This window comes from Micromonospora sp. NPDC050695 (assembly GCF_040654415.1).
Taxonomy (GTDB): domain Bacteria; phylum Actinomycetota; class Actinomycetes; order Mycobacteriales; family Micromonosporaceae; genus Micromonospora.
Map to the genome: position 1 here is coordinate 24,881 of NZ_JBFAHZ010000020.1, position 22,467 is coordinate 47,347.

The 22,467-nt window shown below is 71.0% G+C and carries 17 protein-coding genes; 6 read left to right on the plus strand and 11 right to left on the minus strand.

All coding sequences use genetic code 11. The annotated features are described in order from the left end of the window. The first annotated feature begins 3 nt into the window (after positions 1-3). The 3 genes from AB0H52_RS17440 to AB0H52_RS17450 are packed head-to-tail and all read left to right on the plus strand — an operon-like array spanning position 4 to position 4,510. On the plus strand, positions 4-876 hold the full coding sequence (locus AB0H52_RS17440) for a carbohydrate ABC transporter permease (protein WP_357948492.1): 873 nt from the start codon (positions 4-6) through the stop codon (positions 874-876). Next, positions 873-3,104 (plus strand): alpha-xylosidase, encoded by a 2,232-nt coding sequence (yicI, locus tag AB0H52_RS17445; protein WP_357948495.1) that lies wholly within the window; start codon positions 873-875, stop codon positions 3,102-3,104. The genes AB0H52_RS17440 and yicI overlap by 4 nt, the downstream gene beginning before the upstream one ends. Further along, a complete protein-coding gene (locus tag AB0H52_RS17450; protein ID WP_151493069.1) occupies positions 3,101-4,510 on the plus strand; it encodes a GH1 family beta-glucosidase in 1,410 nt (469 codons plus the stop codon). Before yicI ends, AB0H52_RS17450 begins: the two co-directional genes overlap by 4 nt. A 178-nt stretch (positions 4,511-4,688) precedes the next feature. Here the strand turns inward: AB0H52_RS17450 and AB0H52_RS17455 are convergent, their stop codons facing one another. The 3 genes from AB0H52_RS17455 to AB0H52_RS17465 form a co-directional block, all read right to left on the minus strand. Beyond that, positions 4,689-5,891 (minus strand): hypothetical protein, encoded by a 1,203-nt coding sequence (locus AB0H52_RS17455; RefSeq protein WP_357948498.1) that lies wholly within the window; start codon positions 5,889-5,891, stop codon positions 4,689-4,691. A 188-nt stretch (positions 5,892-6,079) separates the two neighbouring features. Next, entirely contained in the window at positions 6,080-6,673 is a 594-nt protein-coding gene (locus tag AB0H52_RS17460) for a nucleotidyltransferase family protein (RefSeq protein ID WP_151492857.1), read from the minus strand. 182 nt (positions 6,674-6,855) lie between these two features. Next, entirely contained in the window at positions 6,856-8,565 is a 1,710-nt protein-coding gene (locus AB0H52_RS17465) for a bifunctional 3'-5' exonuclease/DNA polymerase (protein ID WP_151492858.1), read from the minus strand. 99 nt (positions 8,566-8,664) lie between these two features. Here AB0H52_RS17465 and AB0H52_RS17470 point away from each other — a divergent pair, with 99 nt between their 5' ends. Together AB0H52_RS17470 and AB0H52_RS17475 are read left to right on the plus strand one after the other, a co-directional pair. Beyond that, on the plus strand, positions 8,665-10,398 hold the full coding sequence (locus AB0H52_RS17470; protein ID WP_357948501.1) for an ABC transporter ATP-binding protein: 1,734 nt from the start codon (positions 8,665-8,667) through the stop codon (positions 10,396-10,398). A 50-nt stretch (positions 10,399-10,448) separates the two neighbouring features. After that, positions 10,449-12,140, plus strand: a complete 1,692-nt coding sequence (locus tag AB0H52_RS17475; protein ID WP_357948573.1) for an ABC transporter ATP-binding protein — start codon at positions 10,449-10,451, stop codon at positions 12,138-12,140. Positions 12,141-12,144: 4 nt separating this feature from the next. On the opposite strand, the gene AB0H52_RS17480 is transcribed toward AB0H52_RS17475, so the two are convergent. From AB0H52_RS17480 to AB0H52_RS17500, 5 genes are read right to left on the minus strand one after another with little or no spacing between them, the layout of a single operon-like run. Then, a complete protein-coding gene (locus tag AB0H52_RS17480) occupies positions 12,145-13,074 on the minus strand; it encodes a carbohydrate ABC transporter permease (RefSeq protein WP_151492855.1) in 930 nt (309 codons plus the stop codon). Then, positions 13,074-13,982, minus strand: a complete 909-nt coding sequence (locus AB0H52_RS17485; RefSeq protein WP_278121983.1) for a sugar ABC transporter permease — start codon at positions 13,980-13,982, stop codon at positions 13,074-13,076. The genes AB0H52_RS17480 and AB0H52_RS17485 overlap by 1 nt, the downstream gene beginning before the upstream one ends. A 20-nt stretch (positions 13,983-14,002) precedes the next feature. Next, positions 14,003-15,454 (minus strand): N-acetylglucosamine/diacetylchitobiose ABC transporter substrate-binding protein, encoded by a 1,452-nt coding sequence (gene ngcE / locus AB0H52_RS17490; RefSeq protein ID WP_151491672.1) that lies wholly within the window; start codon positions 15,452-15,454, stop codon positions 14,003-14,005. A gap of 27 nt (positions 15,455-15,481) precedes the next feature. Further along, positions 15,482-16,231 (minus strand): SIS domain-containing protein, encoded by a 750-nt coding sequence (locus AB0H52_RS17495; RefSeq protein WP_151491671.1) that lies wholly within the window; start codon positions 16,229-16,231, stop codon positions 15,482-15,484. Further along, positions 16,228-17,181 (minus strand): MurR/RpiR family transcriptional regulator, encoded by a 954-nt coding sequence (locus AB0H52_RS17500; protein ID WP_151491670.1) that lies wholly within the window; start codon positions 17,179-17,181, stop codon positions 16,228-16,230. Before AB0H52_RS17500 ends, AB0H52_RS17495 begins: the two co-directional genes overlap by 4 nt. 205 nt (positions 17,182-17,386) lie before the next feature. Between AB0H52_RS17500 and AB0H52_RS17505 the strand changes: the two genes are divergently transcribed. Next, positions 17,387-18,373 (plus strand): BadF/BadG/BcrA/BcrD ATPase family protein, encoded by a 987-nt coding sequence (locus AB0H52_RS17505; RefSeq protein WP_357948506.1) that lies wholly within the window; start codon positions 17,387-17,389, stop codon positions 18,371-18,373. Between the two features lie 658 nt (positions 18,374-19,031). Here AB0H52_RS17505 and AB0H52_RS17510 read toward each other — a convergent pair. The 3 genes from AB0H52_RS17510 to ngcE (AB0H52_RS17520) all read right to left on the minus strand — a co-directional run bounded on the left by AB0H52_RS17510 (position 19,032) and on the right by ngcE (AB0H52_RS17520) (position 22,324). Further along, positions 19,032-19,937: a carbohydrate ABC transporter permease gene (locus AB0H52_RS17510; protein ID WP_192580394.1), complete on the minus strand. Its 906-nt coding sequence runs from the start codon at positions 19,935-19,937 to the stop codon at positions 19,032-19,034. After that, positions 19,934-20,842 (minus strand): sugar ABC transporter permease, encoded by a 909-nt coding sequence (locus AB0H52_RS17515; RefSeq protein WP_151491668.1) that lies wholly within the window; start codon positions 20,840-20,842, stop codon positions 19,934-19,936. The genes AB0H52_RS17510 and AB0H52_RS17515 overlap by 4 nt, the downstream gene beginning before the upstream one ends. Positions 20,843-20,908: 66 nt before the next feature. Beyond that, the gene (gene ngcE / locus AB0H52_RS17520; protein WP_357948509.1) at positions 20,909-22,324 is read right to left on the minus strand and encodes an N-acetylglucosamine/diacetylchitobiose ABC transporter substrate-binding protein; all 1,416 of its coding nucleotides are present in this window, start codon (positions 22,322-22,324) and stop codon (positions 20,909-20,911) included. Between the last annotated feature and the right edge of the window lie 143 nt (positions 22,325-22,467).

Here is a 22,467-nt window from a genome sequence, read left to right on the forward strand (position 1 = left end):
GTCATGATCACCGAAGCCCCCGCGCCGGCCGGTCGGCCGGTACGCGACCGGCACCACCGTGGCGCGAGCCGCTGGGTGGTGCTCACCCTGGTCACCCTCGGCGCGCTCGTCATGCTGGTGCCGTTCGCGTTCATGCTGCTCAACGCGTTCAAATCGCCCGGTGACTACTCGTCGGGCGGGCCGCTGAGCTGGCCGACCGAGTTCTACACCAAGGGCCTGCGGACGTACTGGACCGAGGTGAACTTCCCGCTGAAGCTGTGGAACTCGGCGCTCATCGCCGGGTCCGTGGCGGTGCTCGGCGTCGTCGTCGCGCTGCTCAACGCGTACGCCCTGGGCATCGGTCGGGTCCGTGGCCGGCTGTGGATCGTCGGGCTGTTCCTGCTGGCCAACATGCTGCCGCAGGAGGCGCTGATCTACCCGCTGTACTACGTGGCGAAGGAGATCGGCCTCTACAACACCCGACTCTCGGTGATCATCATCTTCACCGTGATCCAGAGCGCGTTCGGCACCTACCTGCTGGCCTCGGTCCTGGGGACGTTCCCGCGCTCGCTGCTGGAGGCCGCCGCGCTCGACGGCGCCGGCAAGTGGACGGTGCTGTGGCGGGTGGTCTTTCCCAACCTGCGGCCCACCCTCGCGGTGCTGCTCATCTTCTTCTTCATCTGGACGTGGAACGAGTTCCTCATCCCGCTGGTCATGCTCATCGACAACCAGACGCAGACCATCCCGGTCGCGCTCGCGTCGTTGCAGGGCGACCGGCTGATGGACGCCCCGACCACCAACGCGGGCGCGTTGATCAGCCTGGTGCCGGCCATCCTCTTCTTCCTCATCTTCCAGCGCACCCTCGCGCGCGGCATCACGGCAGGAGCCGAGAAGTGAAGTTCACCGACGGGTACTGGCAACTGCGCCCCGGTGTCAGTGTCCTGCGCCCCGGCACCGTCGAGTCGGTCGAGCCGGACGACCGCGGGTTCACCGTCTTCGCGCCGACCGGTCAGATCACCGGACGCGGCGACACCCTCAACCGGCCCGTGGTGACCGTCCGGTTCTTCACGCCCGCCGCCGGCGTCGTCGGGGTCACCATCGCCCACCACACCGGCGGGCTCCCCCGGGAGCCGCACTTCGGGCTGAACACCGACGACGCGCACCCGGTCACCGTGGACGTCACCGGCCTCAGCGCGTCGCTGACCACCGGCGACCTGACCGCCCGCGTCGCGCTCGTCGACGGCTGGCGGGTCGAGTTCCTGCACGGCGACCGGCTGGTCACCGCGTCCACGGGACGCAGCATCGGCGTCGTCACCGACGCCGAGGGCCGCCGGCACGTCCACGAACGGCTCGCGCTGGGCGTCGGTGAGACGGTGTACGGGCTGGGCGAGCGCTTCGGCCCGTTCGTCAAGAACGGCCAGACCGTCGACATCTGGAACGCCGACGGTGGCACCGCCAGCGAGCAGGCGTACAAGAACGTGCCGTTCTATCTCAGCAGCGCCGGTTACGGGGTGTTCGTCGACCACCCGGAGCACGTGTCGTTCGAGGTCGGCTCCGAGGTCGTCACCCAGACCCAGTTCAGCGTCGAGGGCCAGACCCTCACCTACTACGTCATCGACGGGCCCACCCCGAAGGACGTGCTGCGCCGCTACACCGCGCTGACCGGCCGGCCCGCACGCGTGCCCGCCTGGTCGTACGGGCTGTGGCTGTCCACGTCGTTCACCACCTCGTACGACGAGAAGACGGTGACCGAGTTCGTCGACGGGATGGCCGAGCGTGGGTTGCCGTTGTCGGTGTTCCACTTCGACTGCTTCTGGATGCGCCAGTTCCACTGGGTCGACTTCGTGTGGGATCCGGAGACCTTCGCAGACCCGGAGGGGATGCTGCGCCGGCTGCACGAGCGCGACCTGAAGGTGTGCGTCTGGATCAACCCGTACATCGCGCAGCGCTCCTACCTGTTCGAGGAGGGCCGCGCGGCCGGCTATCTGGTGCGCAACCCGGACGGCTCGGTCTGGCAGTGGGACAAGTGGCAGGCCGGCATGGCGCTCGTCGACTTCACCAACCCGGACGCGGTCCGCTGGTTCACCGGCAAGCTCAAGGCGCTGCTGGACATGGGCGTCGACTGCTTCAAGACCGACTTCGGCGAGCGCATCCCGACCGACGTGGTGTGGCACGACGGCTCGGACCCGCAGCGGATGCACAACTACTACTCCTACCTCTACAACAAGGCGGTCTTCGAGCTGTTGGAGACCGAACGTGGGGAGGGTGAGGCCGTGCTGTTCGCCCGCTCGGCCACCACCGGTGGGCAGCAGTTCCCGGTGCACTGGGGCGGCGACTGCGAGTCGACGTTCGTGGCGATGGCCGAGTCGCTGCGGGGCGGGCTGTCCCTGGCCGCGTCCGGCTTCGGCTACTGGAGCCATGACATCGGCGGCTTCGAGGGCACGCCCGACCCGGCGGTGTTCAAGCGGTGGGTCGCGTTCGGGCTGCTCTCCTCGCACTCGCGGCTGCACGGCTCCGGCTCGTACCGGGTGCCGTGGGCGTACGACGACGAGGCCGTCGACGTGCTGCGGCACTTCACCCAGCTCAAGCTCAGCCTGATGCCGTACCTCGCGGCCGCCGCGCAGGAGGCGCACCGCGACGGTACGCCGATGATGCGCCCGATGGTCCTGGAGTTCCCGGACGACCCGGCCACCGCGCACCTGGACCGGCAGTACATGCTCGGCTCGGACGTGCTGGTCGCCCCGGTGCTCAGCGCCGACGGTGAGGTCACCTTCTACGTACCCGCCGGCACCTGGACGCACCTGGTCACCGGCGCGCAGCTCACCGGGCCGGCGTGGGTGACCGAGAAGCACGGGTACGACAGCCTGCCGGTGCTGGCCCGCCCCGGCGCGGTCATCCCGTTCGGCTCCCGCACCGATCGACCGGACTACGAGTGGGCCGACGACGTGCGGCTGCGGCTCTACGCACCGGCGCCGGGGCAGCGGACCCGGGTGCGGGTACCGTCTCCCGGGCACGGTCCGGGCGCCGAGTTCGAGGTGCGCTACGACGGTGCCACGGCCAGCGCCGAACTGGTCGCCGGCGCCTCGACGGGATACATCTGCGAGATCCAGGGGACAGAACGATGACGCAACACCACTTCCCGGAGAGTTTTCTCTGGGGGTCGGCGACCGCCTCGTACCAGATCGAGGGCGCTGCCACCGAGGACGGCCGTGGCCCGTCCATCTGGGACACCTACAGCCACACACCCGGGCGGACGCTGAACGGCGACACCGGCGACGTGGCCGCCGACCACTACCACCGGTGGCAGCAGGACCTGGATCACATCGCCGAGCTGGGTCTGGGCGCGTACCGGTTCTCCATCTCCTGGCCCCGGGTGCAGCCGGGTGGGTCGGGCCGGTTCAACCAGGCCGGCATCGACTTCTACTCGCGGCTGGTGGACGGGCTGTTGGAGCGCGGGGTCCGCCCGGTGGCGACCATGTACCACTGGGACCTGCCGCAGGAGCTGGAGGACGCCGGCGGTTGGGCGTCGCGGGAGACCGCGCTGCGCTTCCAGGAGTACGCGGCCGGCATCGTCGGCGCGCTGGGCGACCGGGTGCACACCTGGACCACCCTGAACGAGCCGTGGTGCTCCGCGTACCTGGGGTACGCCTCCGGCGTCCACGCGCCGGGCCGCACCGAGCCGGCGGCGGCGCTGGCCGCGGTGCACCACCTCAACCTCGCGCACGGTCTGGCCGGGCGGGTGGTCCGCGAGCTGGCCCCGACCGCCGAGCTGTCGGTGACGCTGAACCTGCACGTCATCCGGCCGGCCTCGGATTCCGCCGCGGACGCCGACGCGGTCCGCCGGATCGACGCGCTGGCCAACCGGGCGTTCCTCGGCCCGATGCTGGACGGTGCGTACCCGGCCGACCTGCTCGCCGACACCGCGTCGGTGACCGACTGGTCGTTCGTGCGCGAGGGCGACGAGAAGCTGATCGCGGTGCCGCTGGACGTGCTCGGGGTGAACTACTACTCCAGCACCCTCGTCCGGGCCTGGGACGGGGTGTCGCCGCGCTCCGACGCCGACGGGCACGGCGCCTCGACCTCGACGCCGTGGGTGGCCGCCGAGCACGTCGACTTCCTGCCGCAGCCCGGCCCGTACACGGCGATGGGGTGGAACATCGACCCGCCGGCGCTGACCGAGCTGCTGCTGCGCCTGCGCCGCGAGTACCCGAGCCAGCCGATGATGATCACCGAGAACGGCGCGGCGTTCGACGACGTGGTGTCGGCCGACGGCCGGATCCACGACGATCGGCGCATCGACTACCTGCGCCGGCACATCGGCGCGATGGCCGACGCCCGGGCGCAGGGCGCGGACGTCCGGGGCTACTTCGTCTGGTCGCTGCTGGACAACTTCGAGTGGGGCTACGGCTACGACCGCCGCTTCGGGATCATCCGCGTCGACTACGACACCCAGGTCCGTACCTGGAAGGACAGCGCCCACTGGTACCAGCGGCTCGCCGCCACCGGCGAGCTGGACCAGCCGGTAGATTAACGATCTCTCCGCGCCGGCAAGCCTGAACGACGATCGTCCACCAGGCTTGCCGGCGCGGGAGCGCCCAGCCGCCCTGCCACTCATGATCGAAACGGCGATCGGTGGCAGCTCAGCGGTGCGGCGCTCGGCGTGTCGAGTCGCTCAGCTGCCAACGATCAAGGACAGTCCAGCCCCAAGGTCAACACTGGGGCAGACCGAGACCGCCCCGCTGGCTGGGCTGGATCCAGACTTCGGAGATGTAGCCGACGCGGCCGTCCAACCGGACGCCGTAGTACCGGGTCGAGGTGTACAGCTGCGGGTTGGTGTCGTCGGCCGGGTCGGAGTCGTTGCCGTTGGTGGTGCGTGGGCCCTGGGTCTGACAGACGGCCGGCTTGTAGGTGTCGCCCGTACGCCGATCGGTTCCGCCGATGTTGCAGCCCTTCTTGCTGCACGACCTTTCCGGGTAGGTGGTCAGGTAGGCCGGCACCGGGTCCTCGCCCATGCCGGTAGCACCCCTGGTGGCAAGATTGTGGACGGTCAGGGCCACCTGGACCGGAGCCTGTGGCGGGGGCGGGGGCGGCGAGGGTGCCTGGGGCGGCGTCTGCCGCTTCGGAGTCTGGGTGGTCGGCAGCGGCCTCAGCGGCGGCGCGGTCAGCGTCGGTAGCGGGGCGGCCGCCGTCGGCTTGACGGTCGGCGCTGGGTTGGCGTTGGGCAGGACGATCGGGGCGCAGCCGACGATCAGGCCGACCAGCGGATGAGCCAGACCCGCGCTGTTCAGATAGTCCTGCAGGGACCAGCCATTCTGGGCGTCGTCCATAACTACCGCCAAGCTGAGCGCGTCATTGTCGAGTCCCGCGGTCAGGACGCTGAAGGCGCAGGCGGCCGACTTTTCGCGGATTTCGGTGCCACTGCACGGGTTGGTCAGGCCACTGTAGGAGCAGATGGTGCGGGACAGGTCCTTGCGACCGACGCTGAAGGCGCCGTTGTGTTTGGAGCCGGCTTTGCCGTTTTGATCGCGGCACTCCAAATTCCACTTGATCGTGGTCTTGTCGGACTTCGCCGGGACCGTGGCCATGAATTCGTAGCCGGTGAAGTAGGGCGGGCGGTAGATCGATCCGAATCGCGAATGCTGCAACTTGAACGGGTAGTGCAGGGTCTTGGAGACGCTGCCATCGCTCATCTTGAGCAGGGCTGGGCTGCCGCCGTAGCCGTCCGAGAGGCTCGTTACCGACGAGCATGAGACCGAGCCTCTGACCATCACGGTCTGCGGATCCTTGTTGCTCGGCGGACCCCAGGGCCAGGTGACCGCGAAGCCCGGCGTTGCCAGCAGCAGCACGACTGCCAGGGCCACAACGGCCGAGGCAGCGCCGATCAACAGGCTCGGTCGGTGCAGTGGTGCCACGTCGCCTCCCGTCTGGACGGACTGGACGGACTGGAGGCCATGGTGGCAGTTCGGCCGGGCGGGTGCCGAGGCAATCCCACGGAGCCAGGCCGTCAGCTTGCCGACAGTGCCGCCTACGTTTGAGGGCCCAGGCCATCATCAGCGGGTGGCTGATGGGCAAGACCGCAACCCCGACCAGTTGGCACCGCTCAGACACCTACCCGCTGCGGCGGGACGGTCAGGCCGTACAGCGCCATCAGCTCCGGGGTGTCGACCCGGCTGCCGTCGGCCACCGAGTCGCAGGCGATGTCGACGATCTGGTCCTTGTGGGCCAGCAGGTACGGTCGGGCGCCCACGTCGGCGCTGGCCAGGGTGGCGATGCCGGGCCAGTGCCGGCGGCCGAACAGCATCGGGTAGCCGCGCAGCCCGTCGTAGGTGGCACAGACCAGCACGTCCGGGTACGGCAGCGCGGTCACCCGGCGAACCGCCGCGGGGGTCAGGCCCGGCATGTCGACCGGAACCACGACCACCGCCTCGATCCCCTCGTCGTCCATCGCGGCCAGGCCGGCCCGGATCGACGAGCCGACCCCGGTGCCCCACGCCTTGTTGATCACAACGGTGGCCTTGCCCAGGTCGGCGGTCTCCCGGACCTGCTCGGCGGCGGCGCCCAGCACGACCACGATCTGCTCGCAGTCGGCCTCGGTCATCGTGTCGATCATCTGGTTGACCAGGGGCTTCTCGCCCTGGTGCAGCAGGGCCTCGGGACCACCGATCCGTCGTCCCCCGCCTGCGGCGATGATCATTGCTGCGATGCGGTTCAGCTGCGCCCCCTCCAGCACGGAACCGACCGTGACCGGTCGGCCCCTCCTACGGACACTGCAACGAGGACGGCCGCCCGAGGGTGGCGGGGCGAAAAGGAGAAATAGTGCAACCGTTACACATCCCGGCGACCTCAGGTCGATCACCGGCGAGACGGCACCGCCGGTCAGGCCGCGTCGGCGTAGCAGTCGACGATGGACAGATCCAGCGGGAAACGGACCGGCGTCGCACCGAAGAGCAACGCCGACGCCCGCTCCCCCGCCCGGTTGACGGCCTCGGCGACGGCCTCGGCCTCGCCCGCCGGGGCGTGCACGACCACCTCGTCGTGCTGGAAGAAGACCAGCTCGGCCTCGCTGCCGGACAGCTCCGTCCGTAGTGTCGCCAGCAACGTCGACGCCCACTCCGCGGCCGTGGCCTGGATGACGAAGTTGCGGGTGAACCGGCCCCTCGACCGGGCGGCCCGCGCCCGCGGACCCTGCGGATCGACCGCCCCGTCCGGATCGACCGACGCGTCGTCGAGATCACCGAACCCGGCCGTCCCCGGCGGGCACGTCCGCCCCAGCCAGGAACGCACCAGCCCACCCGCCTCGCCGGTACGTGCCGCCGCCTCGACGAAACCGAACGCCGTCGGGTAGCTGCGCTTCAGCACCGCCAACGCCGGCACCGCCGCCCCGCCGGTCTGCCCGTACATGGCACCCAGCAGCGCCACCTTGGCCCGGGCCCGGTCACCACCGAAGGAGTCCCGGGCGAGCGCGGCGTAGAGATCGCCGGCACCACCGGCCGCCGCCAACCGGGCGTCACCGGAGACCGCCGCCAGCACGCGCGGCTCCAACTGGCCGGCGTCGGCCACCACCAGCCGCCAGCCCGGATCGGCCACCACCGCGCGGCGGATCACCTTCGGGATCTGCAACGCCCCGCCGCCCCGGGTGGCCCAGCGGCCGGACACCACCCCACCCGGCACGTACTCCGGCTGGAACCGCCCGTCGCGCACCCACTGCTCAAGCCAGGACCAGCCGTGTGCCGTCCAGATCCGGTAGAGCTCCTTGTATTCCAGCACCAGCGGCACCGCCGGGTGGTCCACGCCGCGCAGGACCCAGGCGCGGGTGTTGGGCAGCTCCACCCCGACCCGGGCGAACGCCCTCAGCAGCTCCGCCGGGGAGTCGGTGTGCAGGTGGCGTACGCCGAACGCGTCGGCGATCCGGCCGGCCAGGTCGGCCAACCGCCGCGGCGGGCCGCCCACCGGGGACGGCTCACCCAGCAGCTCGGCGAGGATCGCGTCGTGCACCTCGGCCCGCCAGGGCAGCCCGGCGACGCCCATCTCCACCGCGATCAGCGCGCCGGCCGACTCGGCGGCCACCAGCAACCGGAACCGGCCCGGGTGCTCGGTGGTGGCGACCCGGGCGAGCTGGTCGGCGTACACCTGGGTCAGTGCCTCGATGCCCGGGCCCGGCGGGCCGGGCAGCGTGTCGAAGAGCGCGGCCTGGCCGTGCCCGGGGGGCGCGGCGGCGCGCGGCGGCGGGTCGGCCGGCACCGGCCCGCCGGTCAGTCGGGCCCAGGCGGCGGCCAGCGAGCGGGGCTCGCCCCAGCGGCCGGCGTGCCCGAGCAACAGCGCCTCGGTCAGCTCCACGTCGTGGCACCGCTCGACGCGCACGCCGGCGCGCAGCAGCGCCGGATAGATCGCGCCCGCGCCGGCCCAGACCCATCGCGGATGCTCGGCGGCCTCCCGTGCGGCCATCGCCGCCGCGAGGTCGCTGACGGTCTCGATCGGGCCGGCCGGCCGGCCGGCGGCGTCGAGCGGACGCAGGTCTCCCCCGCCCCGCTCGTCTGCCACCACCGCCACCAGCACGAATGTGATTCTGCCTTCCCCGTGCGACAGGTAAACGGGTCGGTGGGTCGGCCGGGCGCTCGGTAGCGTGGTCGGGTGCCTCCGCAGATCCCGCATTCCGAGCCCGGCACTCCCGACACGCGCGGTCCGATGCGGTACCTGTGGTGGCTGGTCCGCCGCCAGCCCTGGCGGGTGCTGCGCGGCAGCCTGCTCGGGACGGCCTGGATGGTCGGGCTGTCGGCACGGCCCTACCTGATCTATCGCGCCGTCGACGACGGGTTGCGCGCCCGCGACACCCGCGCCCTGGCGCTCTGGGTCGCGGCGATCATCGTGGCCGGGGTGGCGCTGTCCTACCTGGGCATCATGCGGCACCGCACGATGACCTTCATCCGGGAGGACGCCAAGGCCCGCTCGGCGGAGGTCCTGCTGCGCCAGCTGTCCCGGGTCGGTGCGACGTTGCCGCGCCGCTCCGCCGCCGGCGAGGTGTCCACCGTCGGCGGCTCCGACATCGACTGGTCGGCGCAGGTGCTGACCCTGACCGGCCCGGGGGTCGGCGCGGTCGTCGCGTACGCGGTCATCGCCGTGGTGCTCTGGTCGATCTCGCCGGTGCTCGCGCTCTGCGTGCTGCTCGGGGTGCCGGCGGTCGGGCTGGTCGTCGGGCCGCTGCTGCGCCGCCTGGAGCGCGCCGAATCGGTCTACCGCAGGCAGCAGGGCGCGCTCACCGCCCGATCCGGCGACATCGTGGCTGGCCTGCGGGTGCTCGCCGGGGTGGGCGGCCGGGATCTCTTCGCCCGCCGGTACGCGGCCAGATCGCAGGATTTGCGCGCCGAGGGGTACCGGGTCGGCGCGGTCGTCAGCTGGATCGACGCGGCGACCGTCGCCATCCCCGGCCTGTTCCTGGCGGCGGTGGTGTGGTTGACGGCCCGGATGGCGGTGGCCGGTGACGTCACGATCGGTGAACTGGTCGCCGTCTACGGCTACGTGGCCACCCTGATCGTGCCGGTCTGGTTCCTGCTGGAGGGCAGTCACCAGCTGATCCGGGGTCGGGTCGCCGCCCGACGGATCGCCGACCTGCTCAGGCTCGGCCCGGACGACGTCGGCGGGCCGGGGCGGCGCTGGCCCGGGGGCGTCCCCGACGCACGCCACCCGCACGCCGTGGCCGCTCCGACCGGTCCCGCCGACCTGCACGACCCGGTGACCGGGCTGACCGTACGCGCCGGCCGGCTGACCGGCGTGGCCGTCGACGACCCGGCGGCGGCCGAGGCGCTGGCCGACCGGCTCGGCCGGTACGTGGTCAGCGACACCACCTGGGGCGGCGTACCGCTGACCGGGGTCGCCCTGGACGAGGTCCGCGCCCGGATCCTGGTCGCCGACCACGACTCGTACCTCTTCGCCGGGACGCTGCGCGACATCCTGCGCCCCGGTACCGACGACGAGCAGATCCGCGCCGCCCTCCGGACCGCCTCGGCCCAGGACATCGTCGACGCCCTGCCGGACGGGCTGGACACCGCGCTGGACGCCCGGGCCCGGACGCTCTCCGGTGGTCAGCGCCAACGGGTACGCCTGGCCCGGGCGCTCCTCGTCGAGCCGGAGGTGCTGATCCTCGTCGACCCGACGTCGGCGGTGGACGCGCACACCGAGGCGCGGATCGCCGAACGGCTGCGGGCCGCACGGGCCGGGCGGACGACCGTGGTGCTCGCCACGTCGCCGCTGCTGCTCGGCCGCGCCGACGAGGTCGCGCACCTGAGCGCGGGCCGGATCACCGCCACCGGCACCCACGCCGACCTGCTCGACCAGGATTCGGGCTACCGGCACCTGGTGGCCCGGGGCAGCGACGATCCCGGCGCGGGGCGGCCCGCCGACGCCGAGGAGGCGTACCGGTGAACCGGCTACCGGTCGCGGACCGCGGCACCGTACGGCGCGCCCTGCGGGACATGATCAGCCGGCATCGCCGGGCCGTCGGCGTCGTGCTGGTGCTGCACGGCGCCGCCGCGCTCGCCGGGCTCGCCCCGCCCTGGTTGCTGGGCACCATCGTCGACCGGGTCACCGCCGGTGCCACGGTGGCCACGGTGGACCGGCTGGCGCTGGCCATCGCCGGCTGCGTCCTGGCCAGCGCGTTGCTCTCCCGGTTCGCCCAGTACGCCGGCCACCGCTTCGGTGAACGGGCCGTCGCCGAGCTGCGCGAGCAGTTCGTCACCCGAACGCTCGGGCTGCCGGTCTCGGTCGTCGAGCGCGCCGGCTCCGGCGACCTGGCGACCCGTAGCTCGGTCGACGTGGCGACGGTCGGCACCACCGTCCGTGACGTGGTGCCCACCATCGTCATCGCCACGGTGCAGTTGACGTTGCTGTTCGGGGCGGTGTTCCTGCTGCATCCGCTGCTCGGGCTCGCGGCGCTGGCCGGGCTGCCGTCGATCGTGGCGGTGACCCGGTGGTACCTGCGCCGGGCCAGTTCCGCGTACCTCCGTGAGGGCGCGGAGTCGGCCGAGCTGACCGAGACGTTGACCACCACCGCCGAGGGCGCCCGCACGGTGGAGGCGCTGCGGTTGACCGACGAGCGGGTCCGGCACGGCACCACCCGCGTCACCCGGGTGTGGCAGGCCCGGAGGGCGACCCTCGCGCTGCGTACCGTGTTCTTCTCGGTGGTGGAGGCCAGCTATCCGCTGCCGGTCGCCATGGTCCTGCTCGTTGGCGGCTACCTGCTCTCCCGGGACATGGTCTCGCTCGGCGCGGTCGTCGCCGCCGCGCTCTACCTGCAACAGGCCATCGAACCGCTGGACCGGTTGCTCCAGTGGACCGAGCAGGCGCAGCGCGGCTTCGCGTCGTTCGCCCGGGTGCTGGGCGTCGGCCTGGTTCCGCCGGAGCCGCCCGGCACCACGGCCCCCTCCCGCGGCCAGCGGCTCGTCGTGCGCGGGGCGCGGTTCTCCTACGCCGGCGGGCACGACGTGCTGCACGGCATCGACCTGGAGGTGCAGCCCGGTGAGCGGCTGGCCGTGGTCGGCCCGTCGGGCGCCGGCAAGTCGACCCTGGCCCGGCTGCTGGCCGGGATCGACGCTCCTCGCCGCGGCGTCGTCAGCATCGGCGGTCGCCCGGTCACCGACCTCGACCCCGCCGAACGTCGCCGCCGGATCGCCCTGGTCACCCAGGAGCACCACGTCTTCATCGGTACGGTCCGTGACAACCTGTCGTTCGCCGCACCGGACGCCACAGACGAGCAGATGCGCGCCGCGCTGGCCACCGTGGGCGCCGACTGGTACGCCGAACTGCCCGACGGTCTGGACACCGCTCTCGGCGACGGCGCCCGGCAACTCGGCGCCGCCGAGGCGCAGCAGCTGGCCCTCGCACGGCTGGTGCTCGCCGACCCGCACACCCTGATCCTCGACGAGGCGACCGCCGCGCTCGACCCGAGCACCGCCCGGCGTACCGAGCGGGCCCTGGCGGCCGTGCTGGTCGGTCGTACCGTCATCGCGATCGCGCACCGGCTCAACACCGCGCACGACGCCGACCGGGTCGCCGTGCTGGCCGACGGCCGGATCACCGAGATCGGCAGCCACGATGACCTCGTGGCTGCCGACGGGGCGTACGCGGCGCTCTGGCACTCCTGGCACGGCCAGGCCGACGAGCGGTGACGGGCTACTTCACGGCGCCGGAGGTGAGGCCGGCCTGGATCTGGCGTTGGAACACCGCGTACACGATGATCATCGGGAGGATGGCGATGGTCAGCGCCGCGAACAACCCGGACCAGTCGGCCTCGTAGCCGGCGTTGACCGAGATGTCGGCGATGCCCTGGGTGAGCACCCACTTGTCCTTGGCGTTGGAGAGCAGCACCAGCGGCAGCTGGTACTGCGCCCACTGACCGATGATGTTGAAGATCGCGACGCTGATCAGGCCCGGCTTCGCCATCGGCATCATCACCTGGAAGAACAGCCGGGTGTGCCCACAGCCGTCGATCATCCCCGCCTCGGCCACCGACGTCGGCAGCGTCTTGAAGAACGCCGCCAGGAAGAACACCGTGAACGGCAACGAGTACGCGATGTAGACCAGCACCACACCGGTGTGGGTGTCCAGCAGGCCCAGGTTCTTCACCACGAAGAAGAGCGGCACCAGGGCCAGGAAGACCGGGAACGCCAACCCGGAGACGAACAGGTAGTAGATCGCCCGGTTGCCCCAGAACTTGTAGCGGGCCAGCACGTACGCGGCCATCGAGCCGAGCAGCATGGTGCCGAACGTGCTGCACGACACCACGATCACGCTGTTCAGGAAGTACCGGCCGACGTTCGCCTTGGTCCAGGCCCGCCCGAAGTTCTCCCACCGCAGCTCCGCCGGCAACGTCCACGGGCTGCTGAAGATCTCGGAGGTGTTCTTGAACGCGGCGAGGAACGTCCAGAGGATCGGCACGATCACGATGACCGCCCACACGGCGAGCGCGACGTGCCCCAGGCCGGCGAGGAGCCGTACCTCCGAACGGGGGCCCTTGCGCCCCCGCCGGGCGTTCGCGTCCGGGTCGCCGGTCTTCGGCGGTAGCGCCGCCGGTGTGGGCGGCAGCGTCGACTGCGGGTTCATCAGTACTCCACGCTTTCCCGCTTGGTGAGCCGCAGCGTCAGCGCCGCGAACGTGATGGTGAGGAAGAACAGCGCCACACCCATCGCCGAGGCGTAGCCGTACTTCGAGTAGACGAACGCGTTGCGGTAGATCTCCATGGCCAGCACGGTGGTGGCGCCGTCCGGGCCGCCACCGTCCACCGAGAGCACCGCGACGATGGCGAACGCGTCGAACGCCGCGATGCCGAGGTACACCCAGGCCACCTGGAGGGTGTCCCACAGCAGCGGCAGGGTGACCCGGAAGAACAGGGTCACCTTGCTCGCCCCGTCCATCTCGGCGGCCTCGTAGATCTCACCGGGAATGGAGGCCATCCCCGCCGAGAAGAGCACCACGTAGAAGCCGACCGCCTGCCAGACCAGCACCGCGATGATCGACCACAGGGCCAGGTTCGGGCGGACCAGGAAGAGGATCGGATCCAGGCCGAGCTTCATCAGCACGCCGTTGATCAGGCCGGACTCGTTCGGCCGGTACACCATCTGGAACAGCACCGCGATGATCGCCACCGCCAGGACCTGGGGGAAGAAGAACACCACCCGGTAGAACTTCGCCCCCCAGACCCCCTGGCGCTGCCCCCCGCTGCTCTTGCCGCCCACGTTCAGCAGGAAGGCGAAGAACAGCGCGATGGCGATGGTGATCAGCGGCAGGGCAAGCAGCAGTACGGCGTGGTGCTGGACCGCCTTCAGGAAGCTGCCGTCGTCGAGCAGCCTCCGGTAGTTGTCGAAGCCCACCCACTGGGGAGCGGACAGCCCCCGCCAGTTGGTCATCGAGATCTGGAACGCCTGCGCGTACGGCGCGATCACGAAGACCACGTACAGCGTGACCGGGGCGAACAGGAACCCGATCACGAATGGATACTTGCCGTGCCGCATGACCTCTACGCTCCGATCGATCAGCGCTTGAACTTGGTGACGGAGCTGTCCTTCTTGATCGCGTCGGCGCGCTTCTGGATCCGCTCCACGAAGGCGTCCGCGTTGATCCGGCCGAACATCAGCTCGTTGGTGGCGGTGCGCGCCTCCGTGTCGAGCTCCTTGTACCAGTTGTCGAAGAGCATGTTGAACACGTCCTTGCCGGCTGCCTTCAGCGCCGCTTGCGCGCTGGCCACACCCGGCGGGAACTGGAAGCCCTCGCTGCCGGCCGGCACGACCGTGGCGGCACCGACGGTCTCGGTGAAGCCCCGGGCGCCCGCCTTCGACAGCATCTGGCGCATGTACTCCAGGCCGCCACGCGGGTTCTTGCTCTTCGACGAGACGAAGTATCCCTCGCCACCGGCCGCCCGGATAGCGGTCGCCGGCAGCTTGTCCGACGCGGTCAGGCTGGGCACCGGCATGAGCTGATAGGTGAACCCCGCCGGCGTGTCCTTCTTCTGCTCGTTCTCCAGCCAGTCGCCGGACGGGTAGAAAGCGACCTTGCCCTGGTTCTGCCGCAGCTGCACGTCGGTGTGCTTGAGCCCCTCGAAGCTCTTGTCCGAGTACTTCGCGCCGATCTCGGCCCACGCCGCCGCGGCCTGCTTGACAGCGTCCTGCTTCCAGGCGCCGTCCTCCAGGTTGTCGATGTTCTTCAGGACGTCCGGGCCGCCGATCTTCGCGGCCTGGGTGAGGATCACGTTCCACTGGTAGTAGGCCGCGTTCGCCCCGGCGTAGCCGTACGGGGTGATGCCCTTGGCCTTGATCTGCTCGCAGAGCGCCTTGAACTGGTCGAAGGTCGTGGGCGCGGTCCAGCCGTTGTCCTTGAACAGCTTGCCGGAGTACCAGATGCCGTACACCGTCGAGACGTAGTACAGGACGAACGGCTTGCGCTGCCCGTCGGCGGTACTGAACATGCCCTGCTCGACCACGCCCGGGATGATGGTGTCGCGGACCTTCGTGCTCGGGTCGTCGACCGACGGCGCATCCCACAGCTCGGTGAGATCCTGCAGCTGACCGTCGTTGACGAGCGCACCGAAGTCGAGGAACTTCTCGCCCGAGTTGTTCACGAACTCCGGCGGGTTGCCGGACGCGAACCGCGGCTGGAGCACGGTGGAGACGGCCTGGGTGGACTGGTGCTTGATCTCCGCCTTGGGGAACGCCTTCTTGTAGAGCGGCTCGTGCACGTCGGTGGCGTACTTCTCGCCGTAGCCGCCGTTGAAGATGACCACCTCGATCGGGGCGTCCTCCTTGACGCCCAGCGGGTTCTTCTCGCTCTTGGTGCCGCCGGCGGCCTGTTCGTTGTCGTTGTCGCCGCCGCTGGTGGCGCAGGCGCTGAGCAGTCCGATGGCCGGAGTGGCGAGCATGCCCACGGCGGCGGCGCGACGCAGCACCGTGCGACGGTCGAGTGCGGCGGGGTGTTCGGGGGTAATCGACATCGTCGTCTCTCCTTGTGGAATGTCGGGTCAGGCGGTGCGCCGGAGACGCCCGGCGTACCGCGACTCGAGGGCGATGTTGTGCTCGTCCCCGCCGGGGACGTTGGCGGAGAGGTAGATAGGGGGCACCTCTCCGGCCTGGTGGAACCGTCGTACGACCTCCGCGGTCAGCAACTGCGCCAGCAGCGCCGTGGTGACCGAGGAGACCGCACAGACCGCGCCGCCGCCCTCGAGCGGCAGCAGTGCGTCGCCGTACGGCGCGCCGTTGTCCAGCACGACGTCGGCGAGGTCGGCGAGCCGTTGACCGGACGGGTGCCGTGGCGCCACCCGCGCGGTGTGCTCGACCGAGGTGACCGCGATCAACGGGTGACCGCGCTCGGTGACCAGCGCCGCCAGCTCGACCACCGAGCCGTTGATGCCGGATTGGGACGCCACCACGAACACGTCGCGCGGCTGGGGCGCCGCGAGCGCGTAGATCTGGTGGGCGATGGAGGGGTCGCGTTCCAGCTTGGGGTCGGCGAGCACGTCGCGCGGGGCGTCGCCGTGCACCACCAGGTCCCGGACCGAGAGCCGGTTGGTGGGGACCAGCCCACCGGCGCGGGCGACCAGTTCGGCGGCGAACGCCTCGGAGTGCCCGGCGCCGAACGCCTGGAGCACACCGCCGGCGCGCAGGCTGGTGGCGATCAGGTCGGCGGCGCGGGTGATCCCGTCGGCCTCGGAGTCGAGCAGCCGGTCGAGCACGGGGCGGACCGCGTCCGCGTACCCCTGGGCGCTGATCATGAGAGGGCTCCCTTCGCGGCCTTGTGCCCGTCGACGGCCTGCGCGGTACGCCGGAAGGCCGCGTGGGCGCGGTCGTGGGTGCGCTGGGCGACGGCGATGTAGAGCAGGTCGAGCACCACCAGCTGGGGGTGCCGGGCGGAGAGCGCGTCCGGCCGGAAGGTGGTCGCCTGGCTGGCGGTGACCAGCACGATGTCGGCCAGCTCGGCCAACGGCGAGCGGGGAAAGCCGGTGAGCGCGATCGTGGTGGCGCCGCGGCTGCCGGCCTCGGCCAGCATCTCGATCGTCTCCCGGGTCTGCCCGGTGTGTGAGATGCCGAGCGCCACGTCACCGGTGCGCAGCAGCGCCGCGCTGGCGAGCCCCTCGTGGATGTCGTTCCAGGCCCACGCGGCCACCCCGATGCGGTGCAGGCTGAACTGCATCTCCTCGCCGACCAGCGCGCTGCCGCTGGCACCGAAGATGTTGACCCGGGTGGCGCCGGCGATCGCCACGGCGGCCCGTTCCACCTCGGCGAGGTCGAGCAGGGCTGCGGTGTCGTGCATGGCCCGGGTGTCGGCGGCCATGATCTGGTCGAGCACCCGGGCGAGCGGGTCGCCCGGCTGGATCTCCCGTCCGATGTCGACGGTCCAGCCGGCCGAGCGGGCCCGGCCGGTCTCGGCGGCGATGCCCAGCCGCAGGTCGGCGTACCCCTCGAAGCCCATCGCCCGGCAGAACCGGGTGATGGTCGCCGGTGAGGTGCCGCTGCGCTCAGCCAGCTCGACGATGGTGGAGCGGGCGGCGGCCTCCGGGTCGCTGAGCACGTGCTCGGCGACCCGGCGCAGGGCGCCGGTCAGCTCGCCGAGACCGTTGCGGACGCGGGCCAGCACCCCGTCGGAGGCGGAGGTCCTTCGGTCGGTCACATCGGCGTCGACCACCGCGGTCCCCGCAGCGGTGTCCACCTCGTGATCAACCATGAGTCGCCTCGCCTTTCCGAAAAGACTGTTAACTGTTAGTGGTAAAAGTTCTTACTGAACGGCCCTCCGTGTCAAGACTGTGGGCGAAGTTTTCAAACTGTTACCTGTCGCACAGCACGTCGGAGCCGCCAGAATTTGCCCTTCGCGAGCGCGCCGACCAGCATGAACAGGCCCACAGCCGCGCAGCGCAAGGAGGCCCGTGCCGATGTCCGACACCGTCGTGGTCGGTCTCGACGTCGGGGGTACGTCCACCCGGGCGACCGCCCTGACCCTCTCCGGTGAACGCCTCGGCACCGGTCGCGCCGGCGGTGGCAACCCCACCAGCCACGGCGCCGAACGGGCCGCCGCCGAACTGCTGAGCGCGCTCCGCGGCGCACTCGCCGACGTCGACCCGGCCCGGGTGGCCGCCGGCACCATCGGACTCGCCGGAGCCGCCCGACTGCTCGCCGACCCCGCCGGGCGCGCCGCCTTCGACCGGGCCTGGCACGACGGCGGCCTACGCTGCCCGTACGCCGTGCACGGCGACGCCCTCGTCGCGTACGCCTCCGGCACCGCCGCCCCCGACGGCACGATCCTCATCGCCGGCACCGGGGCGATCACCGCGCAGGTACGCGACCTGCGGCTGGACCGCGTCGCCGACGGTCACGGCTGGCTGCTCGGCGACACCGGATCGGGCTTCTGGCTGGGCCGCGAGGCGGTGCGCCGACTCCTGGCCGACCTCGACGCCGGCCACACCCCGGGCACACTGGGCACGGCGATCCTCACCGAACTGGTGGGCAGCGCCGACATCGCCCCGCGCCCCCGCGACACCGTCGACGCCACCGTCCAGGCGGTCACCCGCCAACCCCCGATCGAGCTGGCCCGGCTCGCGCCGCTGGTGGTCACCGCGGCGACCGACGGCGAGCCGGTCGCCACCGCCCTGATCACCGAGGCCGCCGCCCACCTGGCCGAGAGCGTGGGCCGCATCCGCCCGACCGGCGCGCAGACACCTGTCGTCCTCGGCGGCGGCCTGCTCACCGCCGACACCCTGCTGGCCACCGCCGTCCGCGCCGAGCTCGGCCGCCGCTGGCCGGACGCACCCCTGCGCACCGCCGGCGACGGGGCCGCCGCCGCAGCCTGGCTCGCCGCCCGCGACCTGCCCGAGGTAACCGACCCGAGCGCCCTACACGCCCACCTCTTCCCCACCCCGTAACCCACCGCCCCGCACCCCGGTCCAGGCCAGGCCGGGCCGCGCCAGGCCGCGCCAGGCCGCGCCGCGCCGCGCCAGGTCATGATCGTGCTCGAACCAGGATGTAGTGGCCTCACGCCGCGGCAAGGGGACTACATCCGGGATCGAGCACGATCAAGGCGCTGGCCGCCGCTCCACACCCGCCTCGACGCGCCCCAGAGCGCCGGAACCGCTCCAACCCATCGCAGCAGGGCCAAGGTCCGCGCAACATCCCCGAAACTGCTGCCTCAGCACGCGCCGAGGCAGCAGTTTCACCGAAGTTGCGCGGATCTTGGGCGGGCCAGCGGCAGGCCAGCGGCGGGCCGGCGGCGGGCCGGCGGCGGGCCGGCGGCGGGCCGGCGGCGGGCCGGCGGCGGCCGGGGTCGGGGCCAGGTCGGGCCGGAGTCGAGGCCGGGTCGGGCCGGAGTCGAGGCCGGGCCGGGGTCGAAGCCGGGCAGCGGTCGGGGCCAGGTCGGGGTCGGACCGGAGTCGAGGCCGGGTCGGGCCGGGGTCGAAGCCGGGCAGCGGTCGGGGCCAGGTCGAGGACGGGCCAGGCCGGTCAAGGCCGGCGTGGGAGGGTTGAGGATCGGGACCGATCGAGGGTGCGGGTGTGGTGATCGGTATCAGTCAGATGGCAGGGGCGCTACTTGAGCTGGCCGGCGGTCAGGCCGGCCTGGACCTGACGCTGGAAGGCCACGTAGATCGCGAGCACCGGCAGCACCGCGATGCTCAACCCGGCGAAGAGCCGTGCGTAGTCACCGGCGTAGCCCTGGCTGACCGACAGCGCGAACAGCCCTTGGGCGAGCATCCACTTGGACTCGTCGCCCTGCAACAACACCTGCGGCAACAGGAACTGGTTCCAGTGGCTGAGGAAGTTGAAGATCGCCACGCTGATCATTCCCGGTCGCGCCATCGGCAGCATCACCCGGAAGAACAACCGGAAGTGACCGCAGCCGTCGACCAGCGCGGCTTCTGCCACCGAGGTCGGCAGGGTCCGGAAGAACGCGGTCAGGAAGAACACCGTGAACGGCAGCGAGTAGGCCGCGTACACCAGGATCAGCCCGAGCCAGGTGTTGAACAGGCCGGCGTTGCGGACCACGAAGAAGAGCGGCACCAGGGCGAGGAACACCGGGAACATCAGTCCGCCCACGAACAGGTAGTAGACGAACTGCCGGCCGCGGAACTCGTACCGGGCGAACACGTACGCGGCGGTGGCGCCCATCAGCATGGTGAGGCTGACCGAGCCGGTGACCACGACAAGGCTGTTGAGGAAGTACCGGCCGATGTGCGCGCCCGTCCAGGCCCGCGCCCAGTTGTCCAGGTGCAGCGCCCCGGGCAGCCCCCACGGGTCGGCCAGGATCTCGCCGTTGGTCTTGAACGAGCTGATGAACATCCACAGCAGCGGCAGGACGGTGAGCAGGCCCCAGATCAGCAGGAAGCCGTGCGAGAGGGCGTTGGCGACGCCGAGGTCCCGTCGGACGGGGCGATCCCGGCCGGCGGCCGGTGTCGGCGGGGTCACGGCGGGGGCGGGGTTGTCCAGTGTGGTCACGAGTACTCGATCCGTTCGCGCCGGCCGACCCGCAGTGACAGCACGGCCACCGAGAGGGTCAGGAAGAACATCACCACGCCGATCGCCGAGGCGTAGCCGAACTTGGTCTCGCTGCCGAAGGCGGTGTCGTACATGCGGACGCCGATCACGTCGGTGGAGAAGTTCGGGCCACCGTTGGTCATCAGCTGCACGAGGATGAACCCGTCCAGGGCGAAGATGGCCAGGTAGACCCAGGCGACCTGGACGGTGTCCCAGAGCAGCGGCAGGGTGACCCGGCGCAGGGTGGTGAAGCGGGACGCGCCGTCGAGCAGCACCGCCTCGTAGATCTCCTTCGGTACGGCCGACATCGCGGCACCGAAGAGCACCACGTAGAAGCCGACGTTGCTCCACACCATCACCGCGAGTACGCACCAGAAGGCGGTCGCCGGGTCACCGAGCCAGGTCGGTGAGGGCAGGCCGACGGCGTGTACGGCGCTGGTGAGCAGCCCCTTGTTGGGGTGGTAGACCTCCTTCCAGAGCAGCGCGATGATCACCACGGAGAGCACCTGCGGGAAGAAGTACACGGTGCGGTAGAGCGCGCCGCCGCGTACCCCGGTGACTCCGGCTCGGCCCTTGCGCCCGCCCATGGCGAGCATGGTGGCGAAGAACAGCCCGAGCACGATGGTCAGTACGGGCACCAGGGCGAGCAGGATTGCGTTGTTCTTCAGCGCGTTCCAGACGTAGTCGTCGTGCCACAGGGTCGTGAAGTTCGCCAGGCCGACCGGGTTGGCGTCGGCGGAGTAGCCGAGCCAGTCGGTGGTGGAGATCTGGAACGCCTGCAGGTACGGCGAGACGACGAAGAACACGTACAGCAGGACCGGCGGCACCAGGAACGTGACGATCAGCGGCCACTTGCCATGTCTCACGAGACGGACCTCTTCCGTTGGGTGCGGCCGGTGGGGGGTGGGGTCCGCCCCCACCGGCCGGGCGGGTCAGGCCGCTCGCTTGTACTTCTTGATCGAGCTGTCCTGGGCGATCGAGTCGGTGCCCTTCTGGCACTGGTCGAGGAACTCCGCGGGGCCGATGCGGCCGCTGAAGAACTCGCCGCACGCGGCGTCGACGAGGTTGCGCTCCAGCTTGCGGTAGTAGTTGTTGTAGACCCAGTTGAAGCCGTTGGCGCCGGACGCGTCGAGGGCCTTGACCACGGTGTTCAGCCCGTACGGCAGCTCGACGCCCTCGCTGGCGCCGGCGACCACGGTGAGGCTGGCGACCTTGCGGGTGAAGTCCTGCGCGCCCTTCTTGGACAGCATGGTGCGGAAGTACTCCAGGCCGCCGGCGAGGTTGCGCGCCTTGGCGGGCACCATGAACGGCTCGCCGGCGGTGCCGCGGATCGCCTCGAACGGCAGTTTGTCGCCGCTGCCGAGGCTCGGCGTGGGCGCGATGGTCATGTTGAATCCGGCCGGGGTGACGTCCTTCTGCTCGCTCTCCAACCAGGAGCCGCAGGAGATGAACGCGGCCTTGCCCTGGCACCAGGCGGTCTGCGACTGCTTGTGGTCCAGGCCGGACGAGCCGTCGAGGATGTACTTGTCCTTGACGATCTGGTGCCACGCGTCGGCGGCGGTCCGCATCGAGTCGGACTTCCAGGCGTTCGGCTCCAGGTTGTCGATGGCGGTGGCCACCGACGGGCCGCCGAGCTTGATCGCGGTGGCGATCAGCGGCCAGCTCATGTAGCGCGGGTGCAGGCCGGCGTACGTCCACGGGGCGATGCCGGCGGCCTTGATCTGCTTGCAGAGGGCGATGTGCTCGTCCCAGGTCTTGGCGTACGTCCAGCCGCGGTCGGCGAAGAGCTTGCTGGAGTACCAGATGCCGTACGCGGTGTAGGTGTAGTTGAGCACCAGGAACTTGCCGTCGTACGACCCGACCTCGACGGCGCCGGGCAGCAGCGTGTCGCGGACGGTCTTGCCGGGGACGTCGAGGCTCGGCGCGGCGAGCAGTTCGTCGAGGCCGGCGATGGCGTTCTGGCTGACCAGGCCGTTGAAGTCGATCTGGCCGGCGCCGGAGTTGTTGACCACGTCCGGTGGGGTGCCGTCGACGAAGCGCGGCTGGAGGGTCTTGCTGATCTCCTGGGTGGAGGAGTGCTTGATCTTCGCCTTCGGGTACTTCTCGGTGTACATGGCCTCGTGGGCCTTGGCGTACTCCTCACCGAACCCGCCGCCGAAGATCACCACCTCGAGCGGGGCGTCCTCCTTGACGCCGAGCGGGTTATCGGCACTCTTGGTGCCCTGGTAGGTCTCGGCATCGTTCTTGTCGCCGCCACCGCCGGTGGCGCAGCCGGTCAGCAGACCGGCGGCGGGGGTGGCCAGTAGGCCGGCAGCGGCACTGCGCCGCAGGATGTCGCGCCTGTTCATCAGGTCTCCTCGGGTCGGGTCGGGCGGGTCGCCGGTGCTTGGGGGAAGGCGTCCGCCGCGCGAGGTTCGTTGGTTCTCTTCAGTTCAGATGATGTTGCTGAAGAATTTCTACGACAGCCGGGCTCGGACTTCAAGTCCTGACG

Bases quoted from the DNA above. Each gene is read 5' to 3' on its own strand.
- AB0H52_RS17440 (WP_357948492.1), top strand. From the start codon at position 4: ATGATCACCGAAGCCCCCGCGCCGGCCGGTCGGCCGGTACGCGACCGG.
- AB0H52_RS17475 (WP_357948573.1), top strand. From the start codon at position 10,449: ATGATCAGCCGGCATCGCCGGGCCGTCGGCGTCGTGCTGGTGCTGCAC.
- AB0H52_RS17500 (WP_151491670.1), bottom strand. From the start codon at position 17,181: ATGGTTGATCACGAGGTGGACACCGCTGCGGGGACCGCGGTGGTCGAC.
- ngcE (WP_151491672.1), bottom strand. From the start codon at position 15,454: ATGTCGATTACCCCCGAACACCCCGCCGCACTCGACCGTCGCACGGTG.
- AB0H52_RS17485 (WP_278121983.1), bottom strand. From the start codon at position 13,982: ATGCGGCACGGCAAGTATCCATTCGTGATCGGGTTCCTGTTCGCCCCG.
- AB0H52_RS17495 (WP_151491671.1), bottom strand. From the start codon at position 16,231: ATGATCAGCGCCCAGGGGTACGCGGACGCGGTCCGCCCCGTGCTCGAC.
- AB0H52_RS17460 (WP_151492857.1), bottom strand. From the start codon at position 6,673: ATGATCATCGCCGCAGGCGGGGGACGACGGATCGGTGGTCCCGAGGCC.
- AB0H52_RS17470 (WP_357948501.1), top strand. From the start codon at position 8,665: ATGCGGTACCTGTGGTGGCTGGTCCGCCGCCAGCCCTGGCGGGTGCTG.
- AB0H52_RS17505 (WP_357948506.1), top strand. From the start codon at position 17,387: ATGTCCGACACCGTCGTGGTCGGTCTCGACGTCGGGGGTACGTCCACC.
- ngcE (WP_357948509.1), bottom strand. From the start codon at position 22,324: ATGAACAGGCGCGACATCCTGCGGCGCAGTGCCGCTGCCGGCCTACTG.
- AB0H52_RS17480 (WP_151492855.1), bottom strand. From the start codon at position 13,074: ATGAACCCGCAGTCGACGCTGCCGCCCACACCGGCGGCGCTACCGCCG.
- AB0H52_RS17450 (WP_151493069.1), top strand. From the start codon at position 3,101: ATGACGCAACACCACTTCCCGGAGAGTTTTCTCTGGGGGTCGGCGACC.